The 24,089-nt window shown below is 62.7% G+C and carries 19 protein-coding genes; 14 read left to right on the forward strand and 5 right to left on the reverse strand.

What is annotated here, in order from left to right:
• Window positions 1-122: 122 nt before the first annotated feature.
• From V5F23_RS07775 to V5F23_RS07805, 7 genes are all read left to right on the forward strand, one after another.
• Complete coding sequence (locus V5F23_RS07775) at window positions 123-644, forward strand: DUF2059 domain-containing protein (protein WP_042732949.1); 522 nt, start codon at window positions 123-125, stop codon at window positions 642-644.
• A gap of 12 nt (window positions 645-656) precedes the next feature.
• On the forward strand, window positions 657-956 hold the full coding sequence (locus tag V5F23_RS07780) for a BolA family protein (protein ID WP_338474432.1): 300 nt from the start codon (window positions 657-659) through the stop codon (window positions 954-956).
• Window positions 957-1,216: 260 nt separating this feature from the next.
• Complete coding sequence (locus V5F23_RS07785) at window positions 1,217-2,158, forward strand: rhodanese-related sulfurtransferase (protein ID WP_338497903.1); 942 nt, start codon at window positions 1,217-1,219, stop codon at window positions 2,156-2,158.
• 3 nt (window positions 2,159-2,161) lie between these two features.
• Window positions 2,162-2,797, forward strand: a complete 636-nt coding sequence (locus V5F23_RS07790; protein ID WP_338497906.1) for a DsbA family protein — start codon at window positions 2,162-2,164, stop codon at window positions 2,795-2,797.
• Window positions 2,790-4,616, forward strand: coding sequence for an ABC transporter ATP-binding protein (locus tag V5F23_RS07795; protein WP_338497908.1), 1,827 nt, complete (start codon window positions 2,790-2,792; stop codon window positions 4,614-4,616). Before V5F23_RS07790 ends, V5F23_RS07795 begins: the two co-directional genes overlap by 8 nt.
• Before the next feature lie 190 nt (window positions 4,617-4,806).
• A complete protein-coding gene (locus V5F23_RS07800; protein WP_042731751.1) occupies window positions 4,807-7,266 on the forward strand; it encodes an EAL domain-containing protein in 2,460 nt (819 codons plus the stop codon).
• Between the two features lie 44 nt (window positions 7,267-7,310).
• Complete coding sequence (locus tag V5F23_RS07805; RefSeq protein WP_042731750.1) at window positions 7,311-8,114, forward strand: iron-containing redox enzyme family protein; 804 nt, start codon at window positions 7,311-7,313, stop codon at window positions 8,112-8,114.
• Window positions 8,115-8,259: 145 nt separating this feature from the next.
• Here V5F23_RS07805 and V5F23_RS07810 read toward each other — a convergent pair whose 3' ends face one another.
• From V5F23_RS07810 to V5F23_RS07830, 5 genes are all read right to left on the reverse strand, one after another.
• Window positions 8,260-9,186: a GGDEF domain-containing protein gene (locus V5F23_RS07810; protein WP_042731749.1), complete on the reverse strand. Its 927-nt coding sequence runs from the start codon at window positions 9,184-9,186 to the stop codon at window positions 8,260-8,262.
• A 360-nt stretch (window positions 9,187-9,546) separates the two neighbouring features.
• Window positions 9,547-10,287, reverse strand: a complete 741-nt coding sequence (locus V5F23_RS07815) for a YciK family oxidoreductase (RefSeq protein ID WP_042731748.1) — start codon at window positions 10,285-10,287, stop codon at window positions 9,547-9,549.
• Between the two features lie 188 nt (window positions 10,288-10,475).
• The gene (gene mupP / locus V5F23_RS07820; protein WP_047737590.1) at window positions 10,476-11,147 is read right to left on the reverse strand and encodes an N-acetylmuramic acid 6-phosphate phosphatase MupP; all 672 of its coding nucleotides are present in this window, start codon (window positions 11,145-11,147) and stop codon (window positions 10,476-10,478) included.
• Window positions 11,148-11,151: 4 nt separating this feature from the next.
• On the reverse strand, window positions 11,152-11,850 hold the full coding sequence (gene ubiG, locus V5F23_RS07825) for a bifunctional 2-polyprenyl-6-hydroxyphenol methylase/3-demethylubiquinol 3-O-methyltransferase UbiG (protein ID WP_042728087.1): 699 nt from the start codon (window positions 11,848-11,850) through the stop codon (window positions 11,152-11,154).
• A gap of 63 nt (window positions 11,851-11,913) precedes the next feature.
• The gene (locus V5F23_RS07830) at window positions 11,914-13,245 is read right to left on the reverse strand and encodes a TRZ/ATZ family hydrolase (RefSeq protein ID WP_047737587.1); all 1,332 of its coding nucleotides are present in this window, start codon (window positions 13,243-13,245) and stop codon (window positions 11,914-11,916) included.
• A 106-nt stretch (window positions 13,246-13,351) separates the two neighbouring features.
• On the opposite strand from V5F23_RS07830, the gene mtnA reads away from it, so the two are divergent.
• The 7 genes from mtnA (at window position 13,352) to cmk (ending at window position 23,987) form a co-directional block, all read left to right on the forward strand.
• On the forward strand, window positions 13,352-14,428 hold the full coding sequence (gene mtnA / locus V5F23_RS07835) for an S-methyl-5-thioribose-1-phosphate isomerase (protein WP_042728085.1): 1,077 nt from the start codon (window positions 13,352-13,354) through the stop codon (window positions 14,426-14,428).
• A 445-nt stretch (window positions 14,429-14,873) separates the two neighbouring features.
• Window positions 14,874-17,537, forward strand: coding sequence for a DNA gyrase subunit A (gene gyrA / locus V5F23_RS07840; protein ID WP_042728084.1), 2,664 nt, complete (start codon window positions 14,874-14,876; stop codon window positions 17,535-17,537).
• A 222-nt stretch (window positions 17,538-17,759) separates the two neighbouring features.
• On the forward strand, window positions 17,760-18,845 hold the full coding sequence (gene serC, locus V5F23_RS07845) for a 3-phosphoserine/phosphohydroxythreonine transaminase (protein WP_042728090.1): 1,086 nt from the start codon (window positions 17,760-17,762) through the stop codon (window positions 18,843-18,845).
• On the forward strand, window positions 18,845-19,939 hold the full coding sequence (gene pheA / locus V5F23_RS07850) for a prephenate dehydratase (protein WP_042728083.1): 1,095 nt from the start codon (window positions 18,845-18,847) through the stop codon (window positions 19,937-19,939). Before serC ends, pheA begins: the two co-directional genes overlap by 1 nt.
• A gap of 13 nt (window positions 19,940-19,952) precedes the next feature.
• The gene (gene hisC / locus V5F23_RS07855; protein ID WP_042728082.1) at window positions 19,953-21,065 is read left to right on the forward strand and encodes a histidinol-phosphate transaminase; all 1,113 of its coding nucleotides are present in this window, start codon (window positions 19,953-19,955) and stop codon (window positions 21,063-21,065) included.
• Window positions 21,066-21,093: 28 nt separating this feature from the next.
• Entirely contained in the window at window positions 21,094-23,301 is a 2,208-nt protein-coding gene (locus tag V5F23_RS07860; RefSeq protein WP_042728081.1) for a bifunctional prephenate dehydrogenase/3-phosphoshikimate 1-carboxyvinyltransferase, read from the forward strand.
• Entirely contained in the window at window positions 23,298-23,987 is a 690-nt protein-coding gene (gene cmk, locus V5F23_RS07865; protein WP_047737581.1) for a (d)CMP kinase, read from the forward strand. The genes V5F23_RS07860 and cmk overlap by 4 nt, the downstream gene beginning before the upstream one ends.
• Window positions 23,988-24,089: the final 102 nt, after the last annotated feature.

Raw genomic sequence — 24,089 nt, forward strand, 5'->3', positions numbered from 1 at the left:
AGGGGCGGTGAGTCCGGCCCGTCAATCGGACCCAACAAGCGTCGGGGTTGAGGCCCGGCGTTTATTAGGCGCAGAATGGTCGCCCTTGGGGTTTTACCTCGCCTGTAATGAAAGGAAACTCGATGACCCGTCTTCGTGCCATCTGTACCGCAGTTGCTCTGGTATGTGCCAGCGGCCCTGTTTTCGCCGATACCGCCAGCCATAACGCCAGCGCCGAAGCGTTCCTGACCCTGGCGCACGCTGACAAACTGGGCACCCCGGTGTACATGCAAGTGCAGCAGATGTTTGCCCAGCGCTTTGAACAGACCAAGGCCCCCGAGTCGAAGAAAGCCACCCTGGAAACCTACCAGGCCAAGGCCAACGCCGCGCTGGACCAGGCCATCGGCTGGAACAAGCTCAAACCGGACATGGTCAAGCTCTACACCAGCAACTTCAGCGAGTCGGAGCTCAAGGACCTGGTGGCGTTCTACCAGTCGCCGCTGGGCAAGAAAGTCCTGGAAAAAATGCCGCAGCTGACCCAGCAATCGGCCCAGTTGACCCAGGCCAAGCTTGAAAGCGCGGTGCCGGTGGTCAACAAGCTGCTGGCGGACATGACCGCCGAGCTCGAGCCAAAAGCCGCTGCGCCGGCCAAGAAAAAGCCGTAAGCGGAGCCCGGTATGAGCATGCAGCAACGCATCGAATCGACCCTCGGGCTGTTGCAGCCCGAGCACCTGCAAGTGCTGGATGAAAGCCACATGCACAGCCGTGGGCTACAGACCCACTTCAAGGCCGTGGTGGTCAGCCGGCATTTCGAGGGGCTCAATCGCGTCAAGCGCCACCAGAAGGTCTACGGCACGCTGGGCGAGCTGATGGGCGAGTTTCACGCGTTGGCGCTGCACACCTACACCCCCGAGGAGTGGGCGCAGATCGACGCCGCGCCCGCTTCGCCGACCTGCGCAGGTGGCAGCAAGCACTGATTCAGGCGCTGTGGCGAGGAAGCTTGCCGTGGTGAAGGCGCTTTCCGTGGCGAGGGAGCTTGCTCCCGTTGGACCGCGAAGCGGTCCCCCCTGAATAACGCAGGCGACGGCTTCGCCGCCGAGCGGAAGCAAGCTCCCTCGCCACCGGTGTGCTCCTAAAGCCACCGTGTATTTGCTAGAATCCGCAACGCGCCTGCAAGGGCGCTTTTTTTTCGCATCCGGTTCACCCTTTGCGAGGGTAGCCACCTGGAGAAACACCCATGACACAACCCATTGTCGTGGCGGCACTGTATAAGTTCGTCACCCTTGAAGACTACGTCGAACTGCGCGAGCCCCTGCTCAAGGCCATGCTCGATAACGGCATCAAAGGCACCCTGCTGATCGCCGAAGAAGGCATCAACGGCACGGTCTCCGGCACCCGCGAGGGCATCGACGGGTTGCTGGCCTGGCTCAAGAACGATCCTCGCATGATCGACATCGACCATAAAGAGTCGTACTGCGACGAGCAGCCGTTCTATCGCACCAAGGTCAAGCTGAAGAAAGAAATCGTCACCCTCGGCGTCGAAGGCGTGGACCCGAACAAACAGGTCGGCACCTACGTCGAGCCGCAGGATTGGAATGCGCTGATCAGCGATCCGCAGGTGCTGCTGATCGACACCCGTAACGACTACGAAGTGTCCATCGGCACCTTCGAAGGGGCCATCGACCCCAACACCACCAGCTTTCGCGAGTTCCCCGAGTACATCAAGGCCCATTTCGATCCGGCCCGCCACAAGAAAGTCGCCATGTTCTGCACCGGCGGCATCCGCTGCGAGAAAGCCTCCAGTTATATGCTCGGCGAGGGTTTCGAGGAGGTCTACCACCTCAAGGGCGGCATCCTCAAGTACCTTGAGGAAGTGCCCCAGGAACAATCCAAGTGGCGTGGCGACTGTTTCGTGTTCGATAACCGCGTCACCGTTCGCCACGACCTCAGCGAAGGCGACTACGATCAATGTCATGCCTGTCGTACGCCGGTCAGCGTCGAAGACCGTGCTTCGGAGCACTATGTGCCGGGTATCAGCTGCCCGCATTGCTGGGACACGCTGAGCGAGAAAACCCGCCGCAGCGCCATCGACCGGCAAAAGCAGATCGAACTGGCCAAGGCTCGCAACCTGCCGCACCCGATCGGCTACAACTACAAGCAGTCATCTTCCGAGGCTTGAACCATGGCGCCACGCCTGCTCTATGTAATGGACCCGATGTGTTCCTGGTGCTGGGGTTTTGCACCGGTGGCCGAGGCGCTGGTGGAGCAGGCGCAGGCGGCGGGGGTGGAGTTGCACCTGGTGGTGGGCGGCTTGCGCACCGGCAGCGGGTCGGCGCTGGAGCCGACGACCCGACGCTACATTCTCGAACACTGGCAGGCGGTCACCCAGGCCACCGGCCAGCCGTTCACGCTTGAAGGCGCGCTGCCGGACGGGTTTGTCTACGACACCGAGCCGGCCTGCCGCGCCGTGGTCACCGCCCGCACCCTGGCGCCGGACCTGGTCTTCAAGCTGCTGAAGCTGATCCAGCAGGCGTTTTACGTGCAGGGGCGCGACGTCACCCACGCCAGCGTCCTGGTGGAATTGGCCGAACAGGCCGGGCTGCCGCGCATCGAGTTCGCCGCCGCCTTCGATCGCGCCGACCAGCACGCGGCCACCGCCGCCGATTTCACCTGGGTGCAGGACCTGGGGATTGCCGGGTTTCCCACGCTGCTGGCCGAGCGTGACGGTCAGTTGGCGTTGTTGACCAACGGCTACCAGCCCCTGGAATCCTTGTCGCCCTTGCTGGGCCGTTGGCTGGAGCGCGCCGCCTGTGCCTGACCGGCCGGAGCACTCGCCAACCCCGCAACGCATCGATCGGTTGAGCTGGGCCGAAATCCGTCGCCTGGCCCTCAAGCACAAGAAAGCCCTGTGGATCGCCAACGGCGTGGCCGTGCTGGCGACGCTGTGCAGCGTGCCGATTCCATTGCTCCTGCCGCTGTTGGTGGACGAAGTGTTGTTGGGGCGCGGCGATGCGGCCTTGAACGTGATGAACCAGGTGTTGCCCGCGGGGTGGCAGCAGGCGGCCGGCTATATCGGGCTGATGCTGCTGGCGACCCTGGTGCTGCGTTGCGGTGCATTGCTCTTCAACGTGTTGCAGGCGCGGCTGTTCGCCCGGTTGGCCAAGGACATCGTCTACCGCATTCGCATCCGCCTGATCGAACGGCTCAAGCGCATTTCCCTCGGCGAGTACGAAAGCCTGGGCAGCGGCACCGTGGCGGCGCACCTGGTCACCGACCTGGACACCGTCGACAAGTTCGTCGGTGAAACCCTCAGCCGTTTCCTGGTGGCGATGCTGACCCTGGTGGGCACCGCCGGGATCCTGGTGTGGATGCACTGGAAACTGGCGCTGCTGATCCTGTTGTTCAACCCGTTGGTGATCTACGCCACGGTGCAATTGGGGAAAAGGGTCAAGCACCTCAAGAAGCTGGAAAACGACAGCACCTCGCGCTTCACCCAGGCCCTGACGGAAACCCTGGACGCCATCCAGGAAGTGCGCGCCGGCAATCGCCAGGGCTTTTTCCTCGGGCGCCTGGGCATGCGGGCAAGGGAAGTTCGCGATTACGCCGTGAGTTCGCAGTGGAAAACCGACGCGTCCAGCCGCGCCACCGGCCTGCTGTTCCAGTTCGGCATCGATATCTTTCGCGCCGCGGCCATGCTCACCGTGCTGTTTTCGGACTTGTCGATCGGGCAGATGCTGGCGGTGTTCAGCTACCTGTGGTTCATGATCGGCCCGGTGGAGCAGTTGCTCAATCTGCAGTACGCCTTTTATGCGGCGGGCGGTGCGCTGTCGCGGATCAATGAGCTGTTGGCCCGTGCCGACGAGCCGCAGTACCCCGGCGGCAGCGACCCGTTCAAGGGCCGTGACACGGTGGGCATCGACATTCAGGGGCTGGATTTCGGCTATGGCGAGGAATTGGTGCTCAACCAGTTGAACCTGTCCATCCTGCCCGGGGAGAAAGTCGCCATCGTCGGTGCCAGTGGCGGTGGCAAGAGCACACTGGTGCAACTGCTGCTGGGCTTGTATACGCCGCAGGCGGGCAGCATCCGTTTCGGCGGTGTGACGCAACAGGAGATTGGCCTGGAGACCATCCGGGAGAATGTCGCGGTGGTGTTGCAGCATCCGGCGCTGTTCAACGACACGGTACGCGCCAACCTCACCATGGGCCGCGAGTGCACCGACGAAGCCTGTTGGCGAGCCCTGGAGATCGCCCAGCTCGATGCCACCGTGCGCGCGCTGCCCCAGGGGTTGGACAGTGTCGTCGGGCGTTCCGGGGTTCGGCTGTCCGGTGGTCAGCGGCAACGGCTGGCGATCGCCCGCATGGTATTGGCGGATCCGCGGGTGGTGATCCTCGATGAAGCCACGTCCGCGCTGGACGCTGCCACCGAGTACAACCTCCACCAGGCCCTGGCGCGTTTCCTGCGCGGGCGCACCACGCTGATCATCGCCCATCGGCTCTCCGCGGTGAAACAGGCCGACCGCGTGCTGGTGTTCGATGGTGGGCAGATCGCCGAGGACGGCGACCATTTGCAGCTGATTGCCGAAGGTGGCTTGTACGCTCGACTCTACGGTCACTTGCAACAGATACAGCAGCCTTGAGTTTCCGGCACTTTTCTGTGCTTAGTATCGAAAAAAAATCAGCCAAACACCCCCGACTTCACTGAATTTCCAGCTAGAGCCCCTCGATTCTTCCTACCGGCGTTCCAAGGATCGAAAACTAGCCTAGGCTCTGGAATTAGCAGCGGATTTCTCGCGGGTGCTTATCGGCAACGCCTGTGCAAGGGACCTCATGAAGCAAAAACGGACTCTCGGAACGCCTCGATTGTTGGGCATCGTCTGGCCCTTTATTGCCGTTGTGCTATTTCAGGCATTGCTCGGTGGCGTGAGTCTCTACGTATTGTCGGCGGTTCGCGGTTACGTAGCGGGGGAGAGCCTCTGGTCCAAGGGGCAGAAAGACGCCATCTATTACCTCAACCTCTATGCCGACAGCCGCGACGAAGCCATTTTCCTCAAGTACCAGCAAGCCATCGCCGTTCCCGAGGGCGGGCATGAGCTGCGGGTGGCGCTGGACCGCCAGCCGCCGGACCTGGAAGCGGCCAGGACCGCCATCCTCAAGGGCGGCAATCACCCGGACGACGTGGCGAGCCTGATCTGGCTGTATCTGAATTTTCGTCACTTCAGCTACCTGGAAGAGGCCATCGACCTGTGGACGGTGGGGGACGGCTACCTGATCGAGCTGGATAACGTCGCCCAGCAGATGCACGCCAGCATCAGCGCGGGCCAGGCGACGGAGGTCGATGTCCGCGGCTGGAAGGCGCGGATCTTTGCCATCAACGATTCCGTCACCCCGGCGGCCAAGGCATTCAGCGATGCGCTGGGCGAGGGCTCGCGCTTCATCCTGCGGCTGTTGCTGGTGACCAACTTCGCCACGGCGCTGGGGTTGATCGTCCTGGCATTGCTGCGTACCCACAAATTGCTGGCCCAGCGGCAGGTCTTTGCCAATGCGTTGCAACTGGAGAAGGAACGCGCCCAGATCACCTTGCAATCGATCGGCGACGGCGTGATCACCACCGACGTCGAGGGAGCCATTGCCTACATGAACCCCGCCGCCGAGGCGATGACCCACTGGAAAGCCGAACATGCCATGGGTCTGCCCCTGGCGGCGCTGTTCAATTTGCTCGATGACAACGCCCAGGCGGAAGGGCTGACCCTGATCGAGCACATCCTCAGCGGCCGGCTCAGCGGTGCCAGCGAACACTCCAAGCTGATCCAGCGCCTGGACGGCAGCACCGTGTCGGTCACGCTGGTGGGCGCGCCGATCCGCCATGCGGGCAACGTCAGCGGCGCCGTGCTGGTGCTGCACGACATGACCCAGGAGCGCCAGTACATCGCCAACCTGTCCTGGCAAGCCACCCATGATGCATTGACCGGGCTGGCCAACCGCCGGGAGTTTGAATACCGGCTCGAACAGGCCCTGCACAACCTCACGCGCCAGGTCGGTCGCCATGCCTTGATGTTCCTCGACCTGGACCAGTTCAAGCTGGTCAACGACACCTGCGGCCACGCCGCGGGCGACGAGTTGTTGCGCCATATCTGCGCCTTGCTGCAATCGGGGCTGCGGGAAAATGACACCCTGGCCCGGTTGGGCGGGGACGAGTTCGGCATCCTGCTGGAAAACTGTTCGCCGGAGGCCGCGGAAAAAATCGCCGAGGGGCTGCGCCAGACCGTGCAGAACCTGCATTTCGTCTGGAAGGGTCGGCCGTTCGTGACCACGGTGAGCATCGGCCTGGTGCACATCGCCCAGACCCCGACGACCCTGGAGGCCTCCTTGCGGGCCGCCGACATGGCCTGCTACATGGCCAAGGAGAAGGGCCGCAACCGGGTCCAGGTCTACCATGCCGACGACTCGGAGCTGTCCCTGCGCTTTGGCGAGATGGCCTGGGTCCAGCGCCTGCACATGGCCCTGGAGGAAAACCGCTTCTGCCTCTACGCCCAGGAAATCGCCGCGTTGGGGCCTGGCGACCATGGCGGCGGGCACATCGAAATCCTGTTGCGGCTGCACGACGAGGCCGGGCGGATGATCCTGCCCGACAGCTTCATTCCCGCGGCGGAGCGCTATGGCCTGATGACCTCCCTGGACCGCTGGGTGGTGGAGAACGTGTTCAAGGTCATTCGCCAATGCCTGAATGAATCACGGCAGGCGCCGATGGCCATGTGTGCGATTAATCTGTCAGGTACGACTATCGGAGATCAGGCGTTCCTCGACTTCTTGCGTAAACAATTCGCGGCCTACTCGATCCCCCCGGAAATGATTTGTTTTGAAATTACCGAGACCAGCGCTATTTCGAATTTGGGCAGTGCGATCCGCTTTATCAATGAACTCAAGAGCTTGGGTTGTTACTTCTCGCTGGATGACTTTTGCGCCGGAATGTCTTCATTCGCTTACCTGAAACATTTACCTGTAGACTTCCTGAAGATCGACGGGAGTTTCGTAAAGGATATGCTGGACGACCCGATTAACCGTGCAATGGTCGAAGTGATCAATCATATCGGCCACGTCATGGGTAAGCGCACGATTGCCGAGTTTGTTGAAACCACCCAGATCGAGCAGGCATTGCTGGAAATCGGGGTGGATTACGCTCAAGGGTATGTGATTGAACGCCCGCAATTGTTTACCTGTGACACGTTGCAATGTAGGCCGGCCCGGCCCCAGCCGTTGTTATTCAAGGCCCCCGGCACGTTCCGCTGAACCTCTTGTTGATCCGGAAAATCACAATCAAAAGGAGCCAGACAGTGATCGACACATTCAACCGAACAGGCCCGCTCATGGAGGCCCAAAGCTATCCGAAATGGGCACAGCAGCTCATTATCGATTGCAGCGAGAGCAAGCGCCGGGTTGTCGAACACGAGCTGTATCAGCGCATGCGCGATAACAAGCTCAGCGCCAAGACCATGCGCCACTACCTCATTGGTGGTTGGCCGGTCGTTGAACAGTTCGCCTTATACATGGCACAGAACCTCACCAAGACCCGCTTTGCCCGCCATCCCGGCGAGGACATGGCCCGTCGTTGGCTGATGCGTAATATCCGTGTCGAACTCAACCATGCCGACTACTGGGTCAACTGGAGCGCCGCCCATGGCGTGACCCTCGAAGACCTGCAGGCCCAGCAAGTGCCTCCGGAGCTTCATGCGCTGAGCCACTGGTGCTGGCACACCAGTTCGTCGGACTCGCTGATCGTGGCCATCGCCGCGACCAACTATGCCATCGAGGGCGCCACTGGGGAGTGGTCGGCCTTGGTGTGCTCCACCGGCGTCTACGCGGCGGCGTTCGCCGAAGAGGAACGCAAGCGGGCGATGAAGTGGCTGAAGATGCACGCCCAGTACGACGATGCCCATCCTTGGGAAGCCCTGGAGATCATCGTTACGCTGGCGGGCATGAACCCGAGCAAGGCCCTGCAAACGGAGCTGCGCCAGGCGGTGTGCAAGAGCTATGACTACATGTACCTGTTCCTGGAGCGTTGCATGCAACTGGAACACTCGGAGTCCGTGGGCAAGTCGCCAGTCAACCGTGAGCGCCTCGCGCTGGCCGGCAGCTGAGCCGTTTCCCGGACATAGCTGAACCCCTCGGGGAGTGAGTCAGCTCGCGATAGAGCCTGCAGAGTCGACGGGGAGGTCGACTGTCAGGCCCTCATCGCGAGCAGGCTCGCTCCCTCAGGTGATGATGTTATTCACTTGGTTGGCTTCAACCCGCCATCGCCAACCGATTGCGCCCCTCGCGCTTGGCCACATACAGCGCGCTGTCGGCTCGCCGCAACAGGCTTTCGGCTGATTCGCCGGGCAGCAGGGTGGCGCAGCCCAGGCTGACGGTGAGTTCGATCCGGGTGCCCCCGGCGAAGTAATCCTGGACCTGGGCGGCATGACGCAGGCGTTCACCCACCATGGCCGCGGCGTCCCGGCTGGTGTTGGCCAGCAGGATCAGAAACTCCTCGCCTCCGAACCTAAACACCATGTCCACATTGCGCAGTTGATTCTTGATCGACTCGGCCACGGCCTTGAGCACGTCATCGCCGACGCTGTGCCCATGGTTGTCGTTGATATGCTTGAAGTGGTCGATGTCCAGCATCAGCAACGACAGGGGCTGCGAATGGCGCTTGGCCATGTCGATTTCCCGGATCAGCGTCTGGTCCATCGCGATGCGGTTGCCGGTGCCGGTCAGGGGGTCGCGCAGGGCGCTCTGGGTCGCCGCGCGGTAGAGCAAGGCATTGCGCAGTGGATACAAGAGCGTGGAGAGCATCGCTTCCAGGTCGGCCTGTTCGGCGTCGGTGAAGCGTTGGTTGCGGCGAAACACCAGTTCGCCCAAGTGTTCGCCTTCGTGGCTGAGGTTATAGCTGACGGTGTGGTGCCCACGCTGGCCGAACTCCAGGCGCAGATCGCTCGGCTTGTGTTGATACGCCAATGCATCCAGAGGCACGAGCCGCTGAACCTCGCGGAAGAACAAGCCCAGGATGCGTTGCGGCTCCAGGCTGGTCTGCAATTGCTGGCCCAGTTGCTGGCGCAATTGCGACAGGCTGACAGAGCGCGCCGCGAGCGGCGACGGCTGGCCGAGGCCCAGGCGCTGCAACTTGGCACTGTCAAAATCAATCGCGTTCATCTGCATGGGCGTTTTCATATGGCGTTAGCCCCTAAGCTAAATCTGTCCCGGCAGGCTGGGTGTGGCGGCTTTGGGCTGCGCGTCGTACTGGTCCATCAGTCCCGTAGGACTCTGATAGGAGTCTAGTCGGCTTTCCCTGGCTGGCTAAGTCTCGTCTCAACGTCCGTTACCCGCCGAACATGGCGTGTTTTGAGGATATTTAGAGCGAAAGTCGTGCCATTCGGTTCATTTCAATAAAAACCGATGGGAAATCAAGGTCTTGTGTGTGCGTTTCAAGTTGCCGGGGGCACTGAGGTGACGAGGGTTTGGCGTTTCGCCTGGCTGCGTGCCGTGCAAAGGCGCGTCGCGACGGGAAGTCGTCGCGACGCGAGCCCGGTGTTACTGGGCGTTGAAGGCCTGGCCGTTCACACCTGTGCTGTCCGGCCCCATCAGGTAGAGGTAGACCGGCATGATTGCCTCGGGCGTCGGGTTGTCGAGCGGGTTTTCCCCAGGGTAGGCCTGGGCGCGCATGCTGGTGCGGGTCGCACCCGGGTTGATGCTGTTGGCGCGCACGGCGGCAACGCTGTCGACTTCGTCGGCCAGGGTCTGCATCAGTCCCTCGGTGGCGAACTTGGACACGCCATAGGCGCCCCAGTACGCCCGGCCCTTGCGGCCAACGCTGCTGGAGGTGAACACCACGGACGCATCCTTGGACAGCTTGAGCAGCGGCAGCAAGGTGCTGGTGAGCATGAACATGGCGTTGACGTTGATGTGCATCACCCGCATGAAGTTCTCCCCGGACAACTGCTCCAGCGGCGTGCGCGGGCCGATGATCGAGGCATTGTGCAGCAGGCCGTCCAGGTGACCGAACTCGGTCTCGATCATGGCCGCCAGTTCATCGTATTGATGGGGCAGGGCGGTCTCGAGGTTGAACGGGATCACCGCCGGCTGCGGATGGCCGGCTGCCTCGATTTCGTCATAGACCTGGGTCAGGTTGGCTTCGGTCTTGCCGAGCAGCAGCACGGTGGCGCCATGGGCCGCGTAGGCCTTGGCAGCGGCAGCCCCGATACCGCGACCGGCGCCGGTCACCAGGATGACCCGGCCCTGGAGCAGGTCGGGGCGGGCGGAATAATCAAACATAAAAAAACCTCACGAAACATAACGATGCGTAGTGACGAGCTGTTGTGGCGAGGGGATTTATCCCCGCTGGGTCGCGAAGCGACCCCCTTCGTTTACTTGATTCATCGCGGTGACAGACAGTTTGTGGAGGCGCTTCGCGCCTCAGCGGGGATAAATCCCCTCGCCACAGGAGCGATACTCGATTTGCCTCAGCAACTGCACAACGCGTTATCCAGCACCTCGCGCAGTGCCAGCGGGTGATCGATCACCACGTCAGCGCCCCAGTGCTTGGGGTTGTCGTCCGGGTGGATGTAGCCGTAGGTCACGGCGCAGGTTCGAGTGCCGGCGCTGCGACCGGACTCGATGTCCCGCAGGTCGTCGCCTACGAACAACACGCTGGCCGGGTCCAGGTCGAGCATCTTGCAGGCCAGGGTCAGCGGTTCCGGGTCGGGCTTGCTGTTCGTCACATGGTCGGGGCAGATCAGCACTTTCGAGCGCTGCGCCAGGCCCAGTTGCTGCATGATCGGTTCAGCGAAGCGCACCGGCTTGTTGGTGACCACGCCCCAGATCAGGTTGGCCGCCTCGATGTCGGCCAGCACCTGGGCCATGCCGTCGAAGAGATGGCTGTGCACGGCGCAACCCTTGAGGTAGCGGTCGAGGAATTCCTGGCGAAGGTCCTCGAACCCGGGCGATTCCGGGTCCATGGAGAAGGTCACCGCGACCATTGCCCGGGCGCCGCCGGAAATCTCGTCGCGGATGTGCTGCGGGTTCATCGGTGGCAGGCCGCGATCAGCGCGCATGGCCTGGCAGATGGCGATGAAGTCCGGCGCGGTATCGAGCAACGTGCCGTCCATGTCGAAAAGAACCGCTTTGAGACGCATCGCCTTACTCCTCGCGCAGGGTCTGGATCATGTAGTTGACATCAACGTCGGCGGCCAGCTTGTAGTGCTTGGTCAGCGGGTTGTAGGTCAGGCCGATGATGTCCTTGACGGTCAGGCCGGCCATGCGGCTCCAGGCGCCGAGCTCGGACGGGCGGATGAATTTCTTGAAGTCGTGGGTGCCACGCGGCAACAGCTTCATGATGTATTCGGCGCCGACGATGGCGAACAGGTAGGCCTTCGGGTTGCGGTTGATGGTGGAGAAGAACACCTGGCCGCCCGGCTTGACCATGCGGAAGCAGGCGCGGATGACCGAGGACGGATCCGGTACGTGCTCGAGCATTTCCAGGCACGTCACCACGTCGAACTGGCCGGGCATTTCCTCGGCCAGGGCTTCGGCGGTGATCTGCCGATATTCCACGTTGACGCCGGATTCCAACTGGTGCAACTGGGCCACCGCCAGCGGCGCCTCCCCCATGTCGATGCCCATCACCGTCGCCCCACGCTGGGCCATGGCCTCGCTGAGGATGCCGCCGCCGCAGCCGACGTCGAGCACCTTCTTGCCAGCCAGGTTGACCCGTTCATCGATCCAGTTGACCCGCAGTGGGTTGATGTCGTGCAGCGGCTTGAACTCGCTTTCACGGTCCCACCAGCGATGGGCCAGGGCTTCGAACTTGGCGATTTCGGCGTGGTCGACGTTGCTCATGTGCAGATCCTCGAAAAGCTGGGAAAGTCAGGTGCCCCGAGCCTGGTGGCTCAAGGGGCGTGGTTATTCGTCGTGTCCGCTGATGCGGCGCCCCCAGGCCTGGGCCGTGGCGGTCAATTGCGATTCGTCGAGGCGCGTCAGCCGGCCGTCTTCCAATAACGGCTTGCCGGCCACCCAGAGGTGTTTCACACAGTTGCGCCCCGTGGCGTAGATCAACTGCGACACTGGATCGTAGATCGGCTGCTGCGCCAGGCCCGACAGGTCGAAGGCCACCAGGTCGGCGGCCTTGCCGACTTCCAGCGAGCCCACGGTGGACTCGATGCCCAGCGCCCGCGCGCCATTGAGCGTGGCCATGCGCAGCGCTCGGTGGGCGTCCAGGGCCGTGGCGGAACCGGCGACAGCCTTGGCCAGCAGGGCAGCGGTGCGGGTTTCCCCCAGCAGGTCCAGGTCGTTGTTGCTGGCCGCGCCGTCGGTGCCAATGGCGACATTGACCCCCGCCTGCCATAAACGCTCCACCGGGCAGAAGCCGCTGGCCAGTTTCAGGTTCGATTCCGGGCAGTGGATCACGCTGCAATTGCTTTCTACCAGCAAAGCCTGGTCTTCATCGCTGATCTGAGTCATGTGCACGGCCTGGAAGCGCGGTCCCAGCAGGCCAAGCCGGCCCAGGCGCGCCAGCGGTCGCTCGGCGGTGTTATCCACAGCCTGCTGCACTTCGAAGGCGGTTTCGTGGACATGCATGTGGATGGGCGCGTCCAACTCCTCGGCGATCACGCGGATTTTCTCCAGGTTCTCGTCGCCCACGGTATAGGGCGCATGGGGGCCAAATGCGATTTTGATCCGAGGATGGTGCTTGAGGTCGCCAAACAGCTCGATGCCCTGACGAATGGCGTCATCGGCGCTGGCCGCACCGGGGATCGGGAAGTCGAGGATCGGAATGGCCAGTTGCGCGCGCATGCCGCTGTTGTGCACGCGCTCGCTGGCCACCTTGGGGTAGAAATACATGTCGCTGAAGCAAGTGATGCCGCCCTTGATCTGCTCGGCGATCGCCAGGTCGGTGCCATCGCGGACGAAATCCTCGTCGACCCACTTGGCCTCGGCCGGCCAGATGTGCTGCTCGAGCCAGGTCATCAAGGGCAGGTCGTCGGCCAGGCCACGGAACAGCGTCATGGCCGCGTGCCCGTGGGCATTGACCAGACCGGGGGCCAGGAGCATGCCGGGCAGTTCGCGAACCTCTGCGGCGTCACACTTGAGGGCTTCTGTCCGCGGGCCGATAAATACGATGCAACCGTCGCGAATGCCCAGGCCATGGTTCTGGAGCACTACGCCGGCGGGTTCGACAGGCACTAACCAGCTCGGCAGCAATAATAAGTCGAGCGCAACGGCAGGCTTGGGCATCGTGGAGCGGTTCCATGGGGTATAAAGGATGGCGAAGTATACCCGAGCGTCTTCGCAGAGGGATCGCTATAATCGGCGGCTTTTGTTCATGAGTGCGGGGTGAGGGATGCGCGATCGACTGTTGGCTGCGGAGAAGGTGAAGGCCATCGATTGGCGCGATGGCGTCCTGTACTTGCAAGATCTGCGGGCATTGCCATTCGAGCAAAACTGGATCGCCTGCACCAGCGCCGCCGAAGTGGCCGACGCCATTGGTGCGCGAGTGGTGCGCGGCGCCCCCGTCATTGGCATTTGTGCAGCGTACGGCGTCGTGCTCGCCGCCCGTGCCCGGATGACGCAGGGCGGTGACTGGCAGGCCGCGTTGGAAGCCGACTTTGCCGTGCTGGCTGCCGCCCGGCCGACGGCGGCGAATTTGTTCTGGGCGCTGGATCGGATGCGTGATCGGTTGGGCCGCCTGAAGGAGCACGCCGAACCGCTGGCGGTGCTGGAGGCCGAAGCCATCGCGATCCATGTGAGCGATCGCGAGGCCAACCTGACCATGGCCCAGCTCGGCGTCGACCTGATCCGCAAGCACCAGGGCAACGCCCAGGCCATCCTCACCCACTGTAACGCCGGGGCCCTGGCCACCGGCGGCTTCGGTACCGCCCTGGGGGTGATTCGTGGCGCGTTCATCGAAGGCATGGTCGAGCGTGTCTATGTCAATGAAACCCGGCCTTGCCTGCCAGGCTCGCGCCTGAGCGCCTGGGAGCTGGCCGAGGAGGGCCTGCCGGTGACCATTAACGTCGATTCCGCCGCCGCCCATATCATGAAGACCAAGGGCGTGACCTGGCTGATCGTGGGGGCTGACTGCATTGCCGCCAATGGTGACGTGGCGAACCGGATCGGTACGTATCAACTGGCCGTCTGCGCGATGCATCACGGTGTGCGCTTCATGGTGGTGGCGCCGAGCTCGGCCATCGACATGAGCCTGGCCTGCGGCGAGGACATTGTGCTCGAGGACGGCGATGGGCGCGCATTGCTGGAGATGGAGGGCCAGCGCATCGGCGCCGACGTCGAGGCCTTCGACCCGCGGTTCGATGTCACCCCGGCGGACCTGATCGACGTCATCGTCACGGAAAAGGGCATCGTCGAGCGTCCCGATACGGCGAAACTGGCGCAGTTGATGTGCCGCAAGCGGCTGCATTGAGACGGTTGTTGTCAGTAATGTCGCCATCGCGAGCAAGCTCGCTCCCACACTGGAATGTGTTATGGCTGACATCCCTGGCATACACAAATCCCCTGTGGGAGCGGGCTTGCTCGCGAAGAGGCCTCTACAGGCAACAAATTCCTTGCATTTGTGCTCTTGTTCTCCATCCATAGCGCCTCTAAGCCCCTCTGATCCCATATCAGCCTGTCACCGGTCAACTAACTACGCACCATGCGCATCTGGGGGATAGGTGCGTGGCGGCTCTTGTGATAACATCCGGCGGTTTCCAAGGCTGCCTCGCGAGGCGGCCTTCACTGCGCAGATCCATGGCATAACTCGTTGATTTGTCGTAAGTCGTTGCACGGCATTTGTTCGGCAGCGGCGAGCTTCGTTCGTCCCATCTGGATGTGACGAGGTTTCACCAGAAAAAGGAATCAGGCTTCTCATGGGCGAACTGGCCAAAGAAATCCTACCGGTCAATATCGAAGACGAGCTGAAACAGTCCTACCTCGACTACGCAATGAGCGTAATCGTCGGGCGGGCGCTGCCGGATGCGCGCGATGGCTTGAAGCCCGTGCACCGGCGCGTGCTGTACGCGATGAGCGAGCTGGGCAACGACTTCAACAAGCCGTACAAGAAATCCGCCCGTGTCGTCGGTGACGTGATCGGTAAGTATCACCCTCACGGTGACACCGCCGTGTACGACACCATCGTTCGGATGGCCCAGCCATTTTCCCTGCGCTACCTGCTGGTAGACGGCCAGGGCAACTTCGGTTCGGTGGACGGCGACAACGCCGCGGCCATGCGATACACCGAAGTGCGCATGACCAAGCTGGCCCACGAGTTGCTGGCCGACCTGCACAAGGAAACCGTGGACTGGGTGCCGAACTACGACGGCACCGAGATGATCCCGGCGGTCATGCCGACCCGTATCCCCAACCTGCTGGTCAACGGCTCCAGCGGTATCGCCGTGGGCATGGCGACCAACATCCCGCCGCACAACCTCGGTGAAGTCATCGACGGTTGCCTGGCTCTCATCGACAATCCCGAGCTGAGTGTCGATGAACTGATGCAGTACATCCCCGGCCCCGACTTCCCGACCGCCGCGATCATCAACGGTCGTGCCGGCATCATCGAAGCCTACCGCACCGGTCGTGGGCGCATTTACATGCGTGCCCGCTCGACCGTCGAGGACATCGACAAGGTCGGCGGCCGCCAGCAGATCGTCATCACCGAGCTGCCGTACCAACTGAACAAGGCCCGCCTGATCGAGAAGATCGCCGAGCTGGTCAAGGAAAAGAAACTCGAAGGCATCACCGAGCTGCGTGACGAGTCCGACAAGGACGGCATGCGCGTCGTGATCGAGTTGCGTCGCGGCGAAGTGCCCGAGGTAATCCTCAACAACCTCTACGCCCAGACCCAGCTGCAAAGCGTGTTCGGCATCAACATCGTTGCGCTGATCGACGGTCGTCCGCGGATCCTGAACCTCAAGGACCTGCTGGAAGCCTTCGTGCGTCACCGCCGCGAAGTGGTCACCCGCCGTACCGTGTTCGAACTGCGCAAGGCCCGTGAGCGTGGTCACATCCTCGAAGGCCAGGCCGTCGCCCTGTCGAACATCGACCCGGTGATCGCCCTGATCAAGGCTTCGCCAACCCCGTCGGAAGCCAAGGAAGCGCTGATCAGCACCCCTTGGGAGTCCAGCGCGGTGATGACCATGGTCGAGCGCGCCGGCGCCGATTCCTGCCGCCCGGAAAACCTCGATCCGCAATATGGTCTGCGTGACGGCAAGTACTTCCTGTCCCCGGAGCAGGCCCAGGCCATTCTGGAACTGCGCCTGCACCGCCTGACCGGCCTGGAGCACGAGAAGCTGCTGGCCGAGTACCAGGAGATCCTCAACCAGATCGGCGAGCTGATCCGCATCCTCAACAGCGCCACGCGCCTGATGGAAGTGATCCGCGAAGAGCTGGAAGTGATCCGCGCCGAATACGGCGATGTGCGTCGCACCGAGATCCTCGATGCGCGCCTGGACCTGACCCTGGGTGACATGATCCCGGAAGAAGACCGCGTGGTGACCATTTCCCACGGCGGCTACGCCAAGACCCAGCCATTGGCTGCCTACCAGGCCCAGCGCCGGGGTGGCAAGGGCAAGTCGGCGACAGGCGTCAAGGACGAGGACTACATCGCCCACCTGCTGGTCGCCAACAGCCATACCACGCTGCTGCTGTTCTCCAGCAAGGGCAAGGTGTACTGGCTCAAGACCTACGAAATCCCCGAGGCCTCCCGTGCCGCCCGTGGCCGTCCGCTGGTCAACTTGTTGCCGCTGGACGACGGTGAGTACATCACCACCATGTTGCCGGTCGAGGAGTACACCGAAGGCCACTACATCTTCATGGCGACCGCCAACGGCACCGTCAAGAAGACCCCGCTGGAATCCTTCAGTCGCCAGCGCAGCGTCGGCTTGATCGCCCTGGAACTGGACGAGGGCGACGTGCTGATTTCCGCTGCCATTACCGACGGCGAGCGCGAGGTCATGCTGTTCTCCGACGGTGGCAAGGTGACGCGCTTCAAGGAGTCCGATGTCCGCGCCATGGGCCGTACCGCCCGCGGTGTGCGCGGCATGCGCCTGCCAGAAGGGCAGAAGCTGATTTCCATGCTGATCCCGGAAGAAGGCAGCCAGATCCTCACGGCTTCCGAACGTGGTTATGGCAAGCGCACCGCCATCGGCGAATTCCCCGAGTACAAACGTGGCGGCCAGGGCGTCATCGCCATGGTCAGCAACGAGCGTAACGGTCGTCTGGTCGGCGCGGTCCAGGTGCTCGATGGCGAGGAGATCATGCTGATCTCCGACCAGGGCACCCTGGTGCGTACGCGGGTCGACGAGGTGTCGAGCCTGGGTCGTAACACCCAGGGCGTGACGCTGATCAAGCTGGCCAGCGATGAAACGCTGGTAGGGCTGGAGCGGGTCCAGGAGCCGTCGGAAGTCGAAGGCGAGGAGCTGGAAGGCGAGGATGACGTGGCGTTCGACGGCACGCTCGGTGCCGATCTCGACGATACGGTTGGCGATCAGTCGCTGGATGCCGCCGCAGACGAAGAAGAACCGCAGGACTAAGCGGACACGCAGGGGGCGGATGAAGATTCGCCCCCTTGTTGTTTGTCCCTTTTGAAAATTTGCGACACTGCGCATTCTCCTTGTGGGAGCGGGCTTGCTCGCGAATGCGGTGTGTCAGTCGACATTTAAATGGCTGACATACCGCATTCGCGAGCAAGCCCGCTCCCACAGGGGGGCAGAACACAAGATTTATGTGACCACCAGATCAGAGCGAGATTGGATGTGAGCAAGAGAGCCTATAACTTCTGTGCCGGCCCGGCGGCGCTTCCTGAAGCGGTCCTGAAGCGCGCCCAGGGTGAACTTCTCGACTGGCATGGCAAGGGCCTGTCCGTCATGGAAATGAGCCATCGCAGCGATGAGTTCGTGTCCATTGCCACCAAGGCCGAGCAGGACCTGCGTGATCTGCTGAACATCCCGTCCAACTATAAAGTGTTGTTCCTGCAAGGCGGCGCCAGCCAGCAGTTCGCCCAGATTCCGCTGAACCTGCTGCCGGAAAACGGCAAGGCCGACTATATCGACACCGGTATCTGGTCGCAGAAGGCCATCGAAGAAGCTTCGCGCTACGGCCACGTCAACGTCGCCGCCACCGCCAAGCCCTATGATTATTTCGCCATTCCCGGCCAGAACGAGTGGAACCTGTCCAAGGACGCGGCCTACGTGCATTACGCGCCGAACGAAACCATCGGCGGCCTGGAATTCAACTGGATCCCGGAAACCGGCGACGTGCCGCTGGTCGCCGACATGTCCTCGGACATCCTCTCGCGCCCGGTGGACGTGTCCCGTTTCGGCATGATCTACGCCGGTGCCCAGAAGAACATCGGCCCGAGCGGCATCCTGGTCAGTATCATTCGCGAAGACCTGCTGGGCCGTGCCCGTTCCCTGTGCCCGACCATGCTCAACTACAAGGTCGCGGCGGACAACGGCTCGATGTACAACACGCCGCCGACCCTGGCCTGGTACCTGTCCGGCCTGGTGTTCGAATGGCTCAAGGAGCAGGGCGGTGTCGAAGCCATCGGCAAGCTCAACGAAGTGAAGCAGCGCACGCTGTATGAGTTCATCGATGCCAGCGGCCTGTACAGCAACCCGATCAACAAGACCGATCGTTCCTGGATGAACGTGCCGTTCCGCCTGGCCGACGACCGTCTCGACAAGCCGTTCCTGGCGGGTGCCGACGAGCGTGGCCTGTTGAACCTCAAGGGCCATCGCTCGGTGGGTGGCATGCGCGCGTCCATCTACAACGCCGTGGACATCAACGCCGTCAATGCGTTGGTGGCCTACATGGCAGAGTTCGAGAAGGAACATGGCTGATGTCTGAACAGGAACTCAAGGCGCTGCGCCTGCGCATCGACGCCCTGGACGAAAAGGTCCTGGAGCTGATCAGCGAGCGCGCGCGCTGCGCCCAGGAAGTCGCCCGGGTGAAAATGGCGTCGTTGGCGGAAGGCGAAGTGCCGGTGTTTTATCGTCCTGAGCGTGAAGCGCAGGTGCTCAAGCGGGTCATGGAACGCAACAAGGGCCCGTTGAGCAATGAAGAGATGGCGCGGCTGTTCCGCGAGGTGATGTCTTCGTGCCTGGCGCTTGAGCAGCCGCTGAAAGTCGCCTACCTGGGCCCCGAAGGCACCTTCACCCAGGCCGCGGCCCTGAAACACTTCGGCCACGCGGTGATCAGCAAGCCCATGGCGGCCATTGACGAAGTCTTCCGCGAAGTGGCGGCCGGCGCGGTGAATTTTGGCGTGGTGCCGGTGGAAAACTCCACCGAAGGCGCGGTCAACCACACGCTGGACAGCTTCCTCGAGCACGACATGGTGATCTGCGGCGAAGTCGAGCTGCGCATCCACCATCACCTGCTGGTCGGTGAAAACACCAAGACCGACAGTATCAGCCGGATCTATTCCCACGCCCAGTCGCTGGCCCAGTGCCGCAAATGGCTGGATGCTCATTACCCGAACGTCGAGCGCGTGGCGGTCTCCAGCAACGCCGAGGCGGCCAAGCGGGTCAAGGGCGAATGGAACTCGGCGGCGATTGCCGGCGATATGGCGGCCGGCCTCTACGGGTTGACTCGCCTGGCCGAGAAAATCGAGGATCGCCCGGATAACTCCACGCGGTTCCTGATGATCGGCAGCCAGGAAGTGCCGCCGACCGGCGACGACAAGACATCGATCATCGTTTCCATGAGCAACAAGCCCGGTGCGCTCCATGAGCTGTTGGTGCCGTTCCATGACAATGGCATCGACCTGACCCGTATCGAGACGCGTCCGTCGCGCAGCGGTAAATGGACCTACGTGTTCTTCATCGATTTTGTCGGCCACCACCGCGATCCTCTGGTCAAAGGTGTGCTTGAGAAAATCAGTCAGGAAGCAGTGGCACTCAAGGTGCTGGGTTCCTACCCCAAGGCAGTTCTTTAAGGGCGGATAGCAAATGAGTGGCAACTTCCTCGCACTGGCGCAGCCAGGCGTGCAACAACTTTCGCCTTATGTTCCGGGCAAGCCTGTGGATGAGTTGGCCCGCGAGCTGGACCTGGACCCGGCCAGCATCGTCAAGCTGGCGAGCAACGAAAACCCGCTGGGCGCAAGTCCCAAGGCGCTGGCGGCGATCCGTGACGAGCTGGCCGAGCTGACCCGTTACCCCGATGGCAACGGCTTTGCCTTGAAAAGCCTGCTGGCCGAGCGCTGTGGCGTAGAGCTGAACCAGGTGACCCTGGGCAACGGCTCCAACGACATCCTCGAGCTGGTGGCCCGCGCCTACCTGGCGCCGGGCCTCAATGCGGTGTTCAGCGAACACGCGTTCGCGGTTTACCCGATCGCGACGCAAGCTGTCGGCGCCGACGCCCATGTGGTGGCGGCCAAGGCGTGGGGGCACGATCTGCCGGCGATGCTGGCGGCCATCGACGCCAACACCCGGGTGGTCTTCATCGCCAACCCGAACAACCCGACCGGCACCTGGTTCGATGCCCAGGCCCTGGATGACTTCCTGCAGGACGTGCCGGAGCATGTGCTGGTGGTGCTGGACGAGGCCTACATCGAGTACGCCGAAGGCAGCGACCTGCCTGATGGCCTGGATTTCCTAGCGGCCTACCCGAACCTGCTGGTTTCGCGCACGTTCTCCAAGGCCTATGGCCTGGCGTCGCTGCGGGTTGGCTACGGCTTGTCCACGGCCGTGGTGGCCGATGTGCTGAACCGCGTGCGCCAGCCGTTCAACGTCAACAGCTTCGCACTGGCCGCGGCCTGTGCCGCGTTGCAGGACGAGGAATACCTGGCGCAGAGCCGTCGTCTCAATGAGGCCGGCATGCAGCAGCTCGAAGCCGGTTTCCGCGAGTTGGGCCTGGACTGGATCCCCTCGAAAGGCAATTTCATCTGCGTCGACCTCGGGCGTGTCGCCGCCCCGGTGTTCCAGGGGTTGTTGCGTGAGGGCGTGATCGTGCGTCCGGTGGCCAACTACGGCATGCCGAACCACCTGCGCATCACTATTGGGCTGCCGGCGGAGAACAGCCGTTTCCTGGAGGCGTTGAGCAAGGTCCTGGCTCGTGGTTGATGTCACTTCATTGCAACCTGCTGTTCCTATGATCGGGCGCCTGGTGGTGGTCGGCCTGGGGCTGATCGGTGGTTCGTTTGCCAAGGGATTGCGCGAAAGTGGGCTGTGCCGGGAGGTGGTCGGCGTCGACCTGGACCCGCAGTCACGCAAGCTGGCGGTCGAGTTGGGTGTGGTGGATCGCTGTGAAGACGACCTGACGGTCGCCTGCCAGGGCGCGGACGTGATTCAGTTGGCGGTGCCGATCCTGGCCATGGAAAAACTGCTGGCGCGCCTGGCGACCATGGACCTGGGGCGCGCCATCCTCACGGATGTCGGCAGTGCCAAGGGCAATGTCGTGCGGGCGGCCACCCTGGCGTTCGGCGGGATGCCGGGGCGCTTTGTGCCGGGGCACCCGATTGCCGGTTCCGAGCAGAGCGGGGTGGAAGCCTCCAACGCCGAGCTGTTTCGCCGGCACAAGGTGATCCTGACGCCGCTGGAGCAGACCGATCCGGCTGCGTTGGCGGTGGTGGACCGCCTCTGGCGCGAGCTGGGCGCCGACGTCGAGCATATGCAGGTCGAGCGCCACGATGAAGTCTTGGCCGCCACCAGCCATTTGCCGCACCTGTTGGCGTTCGGGTTGGTGGATTCATTGGCCAAACGCAATGAAAATCTTGAGATCTTCCGTTACGCTGCCGGCGGTTTCCGCGATTTCACGAGAATCGCCGGTAGCGACCCGGTCATGTGGCACGACATCTTCCTCGCCAACCGTGAAGCTGTCCTGCGCACACTCGATACATTTCGCAGCGATCTCGACGCCTTGCGCGACGCGGTCGATGCAGGGGACGGGCACCAATTGCTGGGCGTTTTCACACGCGCCAGGGTGGCCCGCGAGCATTTCAGTAAAATCCTGGCCCGTCGGGCCTATGTGGACGCTATGAACTCCAACGATCTGATTTTCCTGGCACAACCTGGTGGCTCCCTGAGTGGGCGTATTCGTGTACCGGGCGATAAATCGATTTCCCACCGCTCGATCATGCTCGGCTCCCTGGCCGAAGGCGTGACCGAGGTGGAAGGCTTCCTCGAAGGCGAAGACGCCCTGGCGACGCTGCAGGCGTTTCGCGACATGGGCGTGGTCATCGAAGGTCCGCACCACGGTCGCGTGACCATCCACGGTGTCGGGCTGCATGGCTTGAAGCCAGCGCCTGGGCCGATCTACCTGGGTAACTCCGGGACGTCGATGCGCCTGCTGTCCGGCCTGCTGGCCGCGCAGGATTTCGACAGCACGCTGACCGGCGACGCCTCGCTGTCCAAGCGGCCGATGAACCGTGTCGCCAACCCGTTGCGGGAAATGGGTGCGGTCATCGAGACGGCTGCCGAAGGTCGTCCACCGATGACCATCCGTGGCGGCAACAAGCTCAAGGGGCTGACCTACACCATGCCGATGGCCAGTGCGCAGGTGAAATCCTGTCTGCTGCTGGCTGGTCTCTACGCCGAAGGTAAGACCATCGTGACCGAGCCTGCGCCCACTCGTGATCACACCGAGCGCATGCTGCGTGGCTTCGGCTACCCGGTCACCGTCAACGGCGCAACTGCGTCGGTCGAGTCCGGCAGCAAGCTGACCGCGACTCACATCGAAGTCCCTGGCGATATCTCGTCGTCGGCATTCTTCCTGGTGGCCGCGTCCATCGCCGAGGGCTCCGAACTGGTGCTCGAACATGTGGGTATCAACCCGACCCGCACCGGCGTGATCGACATCCTGCGCCTGATGGGCGCCGACATCACCCTGGAGAACCAGCGTGAAGTGGGCGGTGAACCGGTGGCGGACCTTCGCGTAAGAGCGGCTAAACTCAAGGGTATCGAGATTCCGGAGGCTTTGGTTCCGCTGGCCATCGACGAGTTCCCGGTGCTGTTCGTGGCCGCTGCCTGTGCCGAAGGCCGCACAGTGCTGACCGGTGCTGAAGAGCTGCGGGTCAAGGAGTCGGATCGTATCCAGGTAATGGCCGACGGCCTGCTGGCCCTGGGCGTGAAGTGCCAACCGACACCGGACGGCATCATCATCGACGGCGGCCAGATCGGCGGCGGCGAAGTCCATGGTCACGGCGATCACCGCATTGCCATGGCCTTCAGCGTTGCATCGTTGCGCGCCAGCGCGCCGATTCGCATCCATGACTGCGCCAACGTCGCCACGTCGTTCCCGAATTTCCTGGCGCTGTGCGCACAGGTCGGCATTCGAGTAGCACAAGAGGCGCAGTCGTGATCATCAAGGCACCGGTCATCACCATCGATGGCCCGAGCGGTTCGGGCAAGGGCACCGTGGCCGGGATCCTGGCCAGGCAACTGGGCTGGAACCTGTTGGATTCGGGTGCCTTGTATCGCCTGCTGGCATTCGCCGCGGCGAACCATGGTGTCGACCTGACCAACGAGGAGTTGCTCAAGGCTCTGGCCGCGCACCTGGATGTCCAGTTCATCGCAGCCACCGATGGCCAGTTGCAGCGCATCATCCTGGAAGGCGATGAAGTCAGCGATGTCATTCGCACCGAAAGCGTGGGGGCCGGGGCTTCCCAGGTGGCTGCGCTGCCGGCGGTGCGCGAAGCGTTGCTGCAACGCCAGCGTGCTTTCCAGGAGCTGCCAGGGTTGGTGGCCGACGGTCGTGACATGGGCACGGTGGTATTTCCTGAAGCGCCCTTGAAGATTTTCCTCACCGCCAGCGCGGAGGAGCGGGCTCGTCGTCGATATTTGCAGTTGAAGGGCAAAGGCGAGGATGTTAGTCTGTCGAGTCTGCTAGATGAGATCCGTGCACGCGACGAGCGTGACACCCAGCGCGCAGTGGCCCCGCTCAAGCCGGCGGCCGATGCGATACAGCTGGATTCCACGGAGTTGTCCATCGATCAGGTGTTGCAACGCATCATGAGCGAAATCGCACTGCGCGATCTCGCCGGGTGACCAGGAAGCTCTGCAGGGGACCAGTCATAGTCCTGCGGTGCTTCTTCTACATGAAACTAACCCACACCGTCTGGGGTGTGGAGCCGGGCGTATCCTTCGCCC

This window comes from Pseudomonas sp. WP18, assembly GCF_036689585.1.
In the GTDB taxonomy this organism is placed as follows: Bacteria; Pseudomonadota; Gammaproteobacteria; order Pseudomonadales; family Pseudomonadaceae; genus Aquipseudomonas; species Aquipseudomonas chlororaphis_E.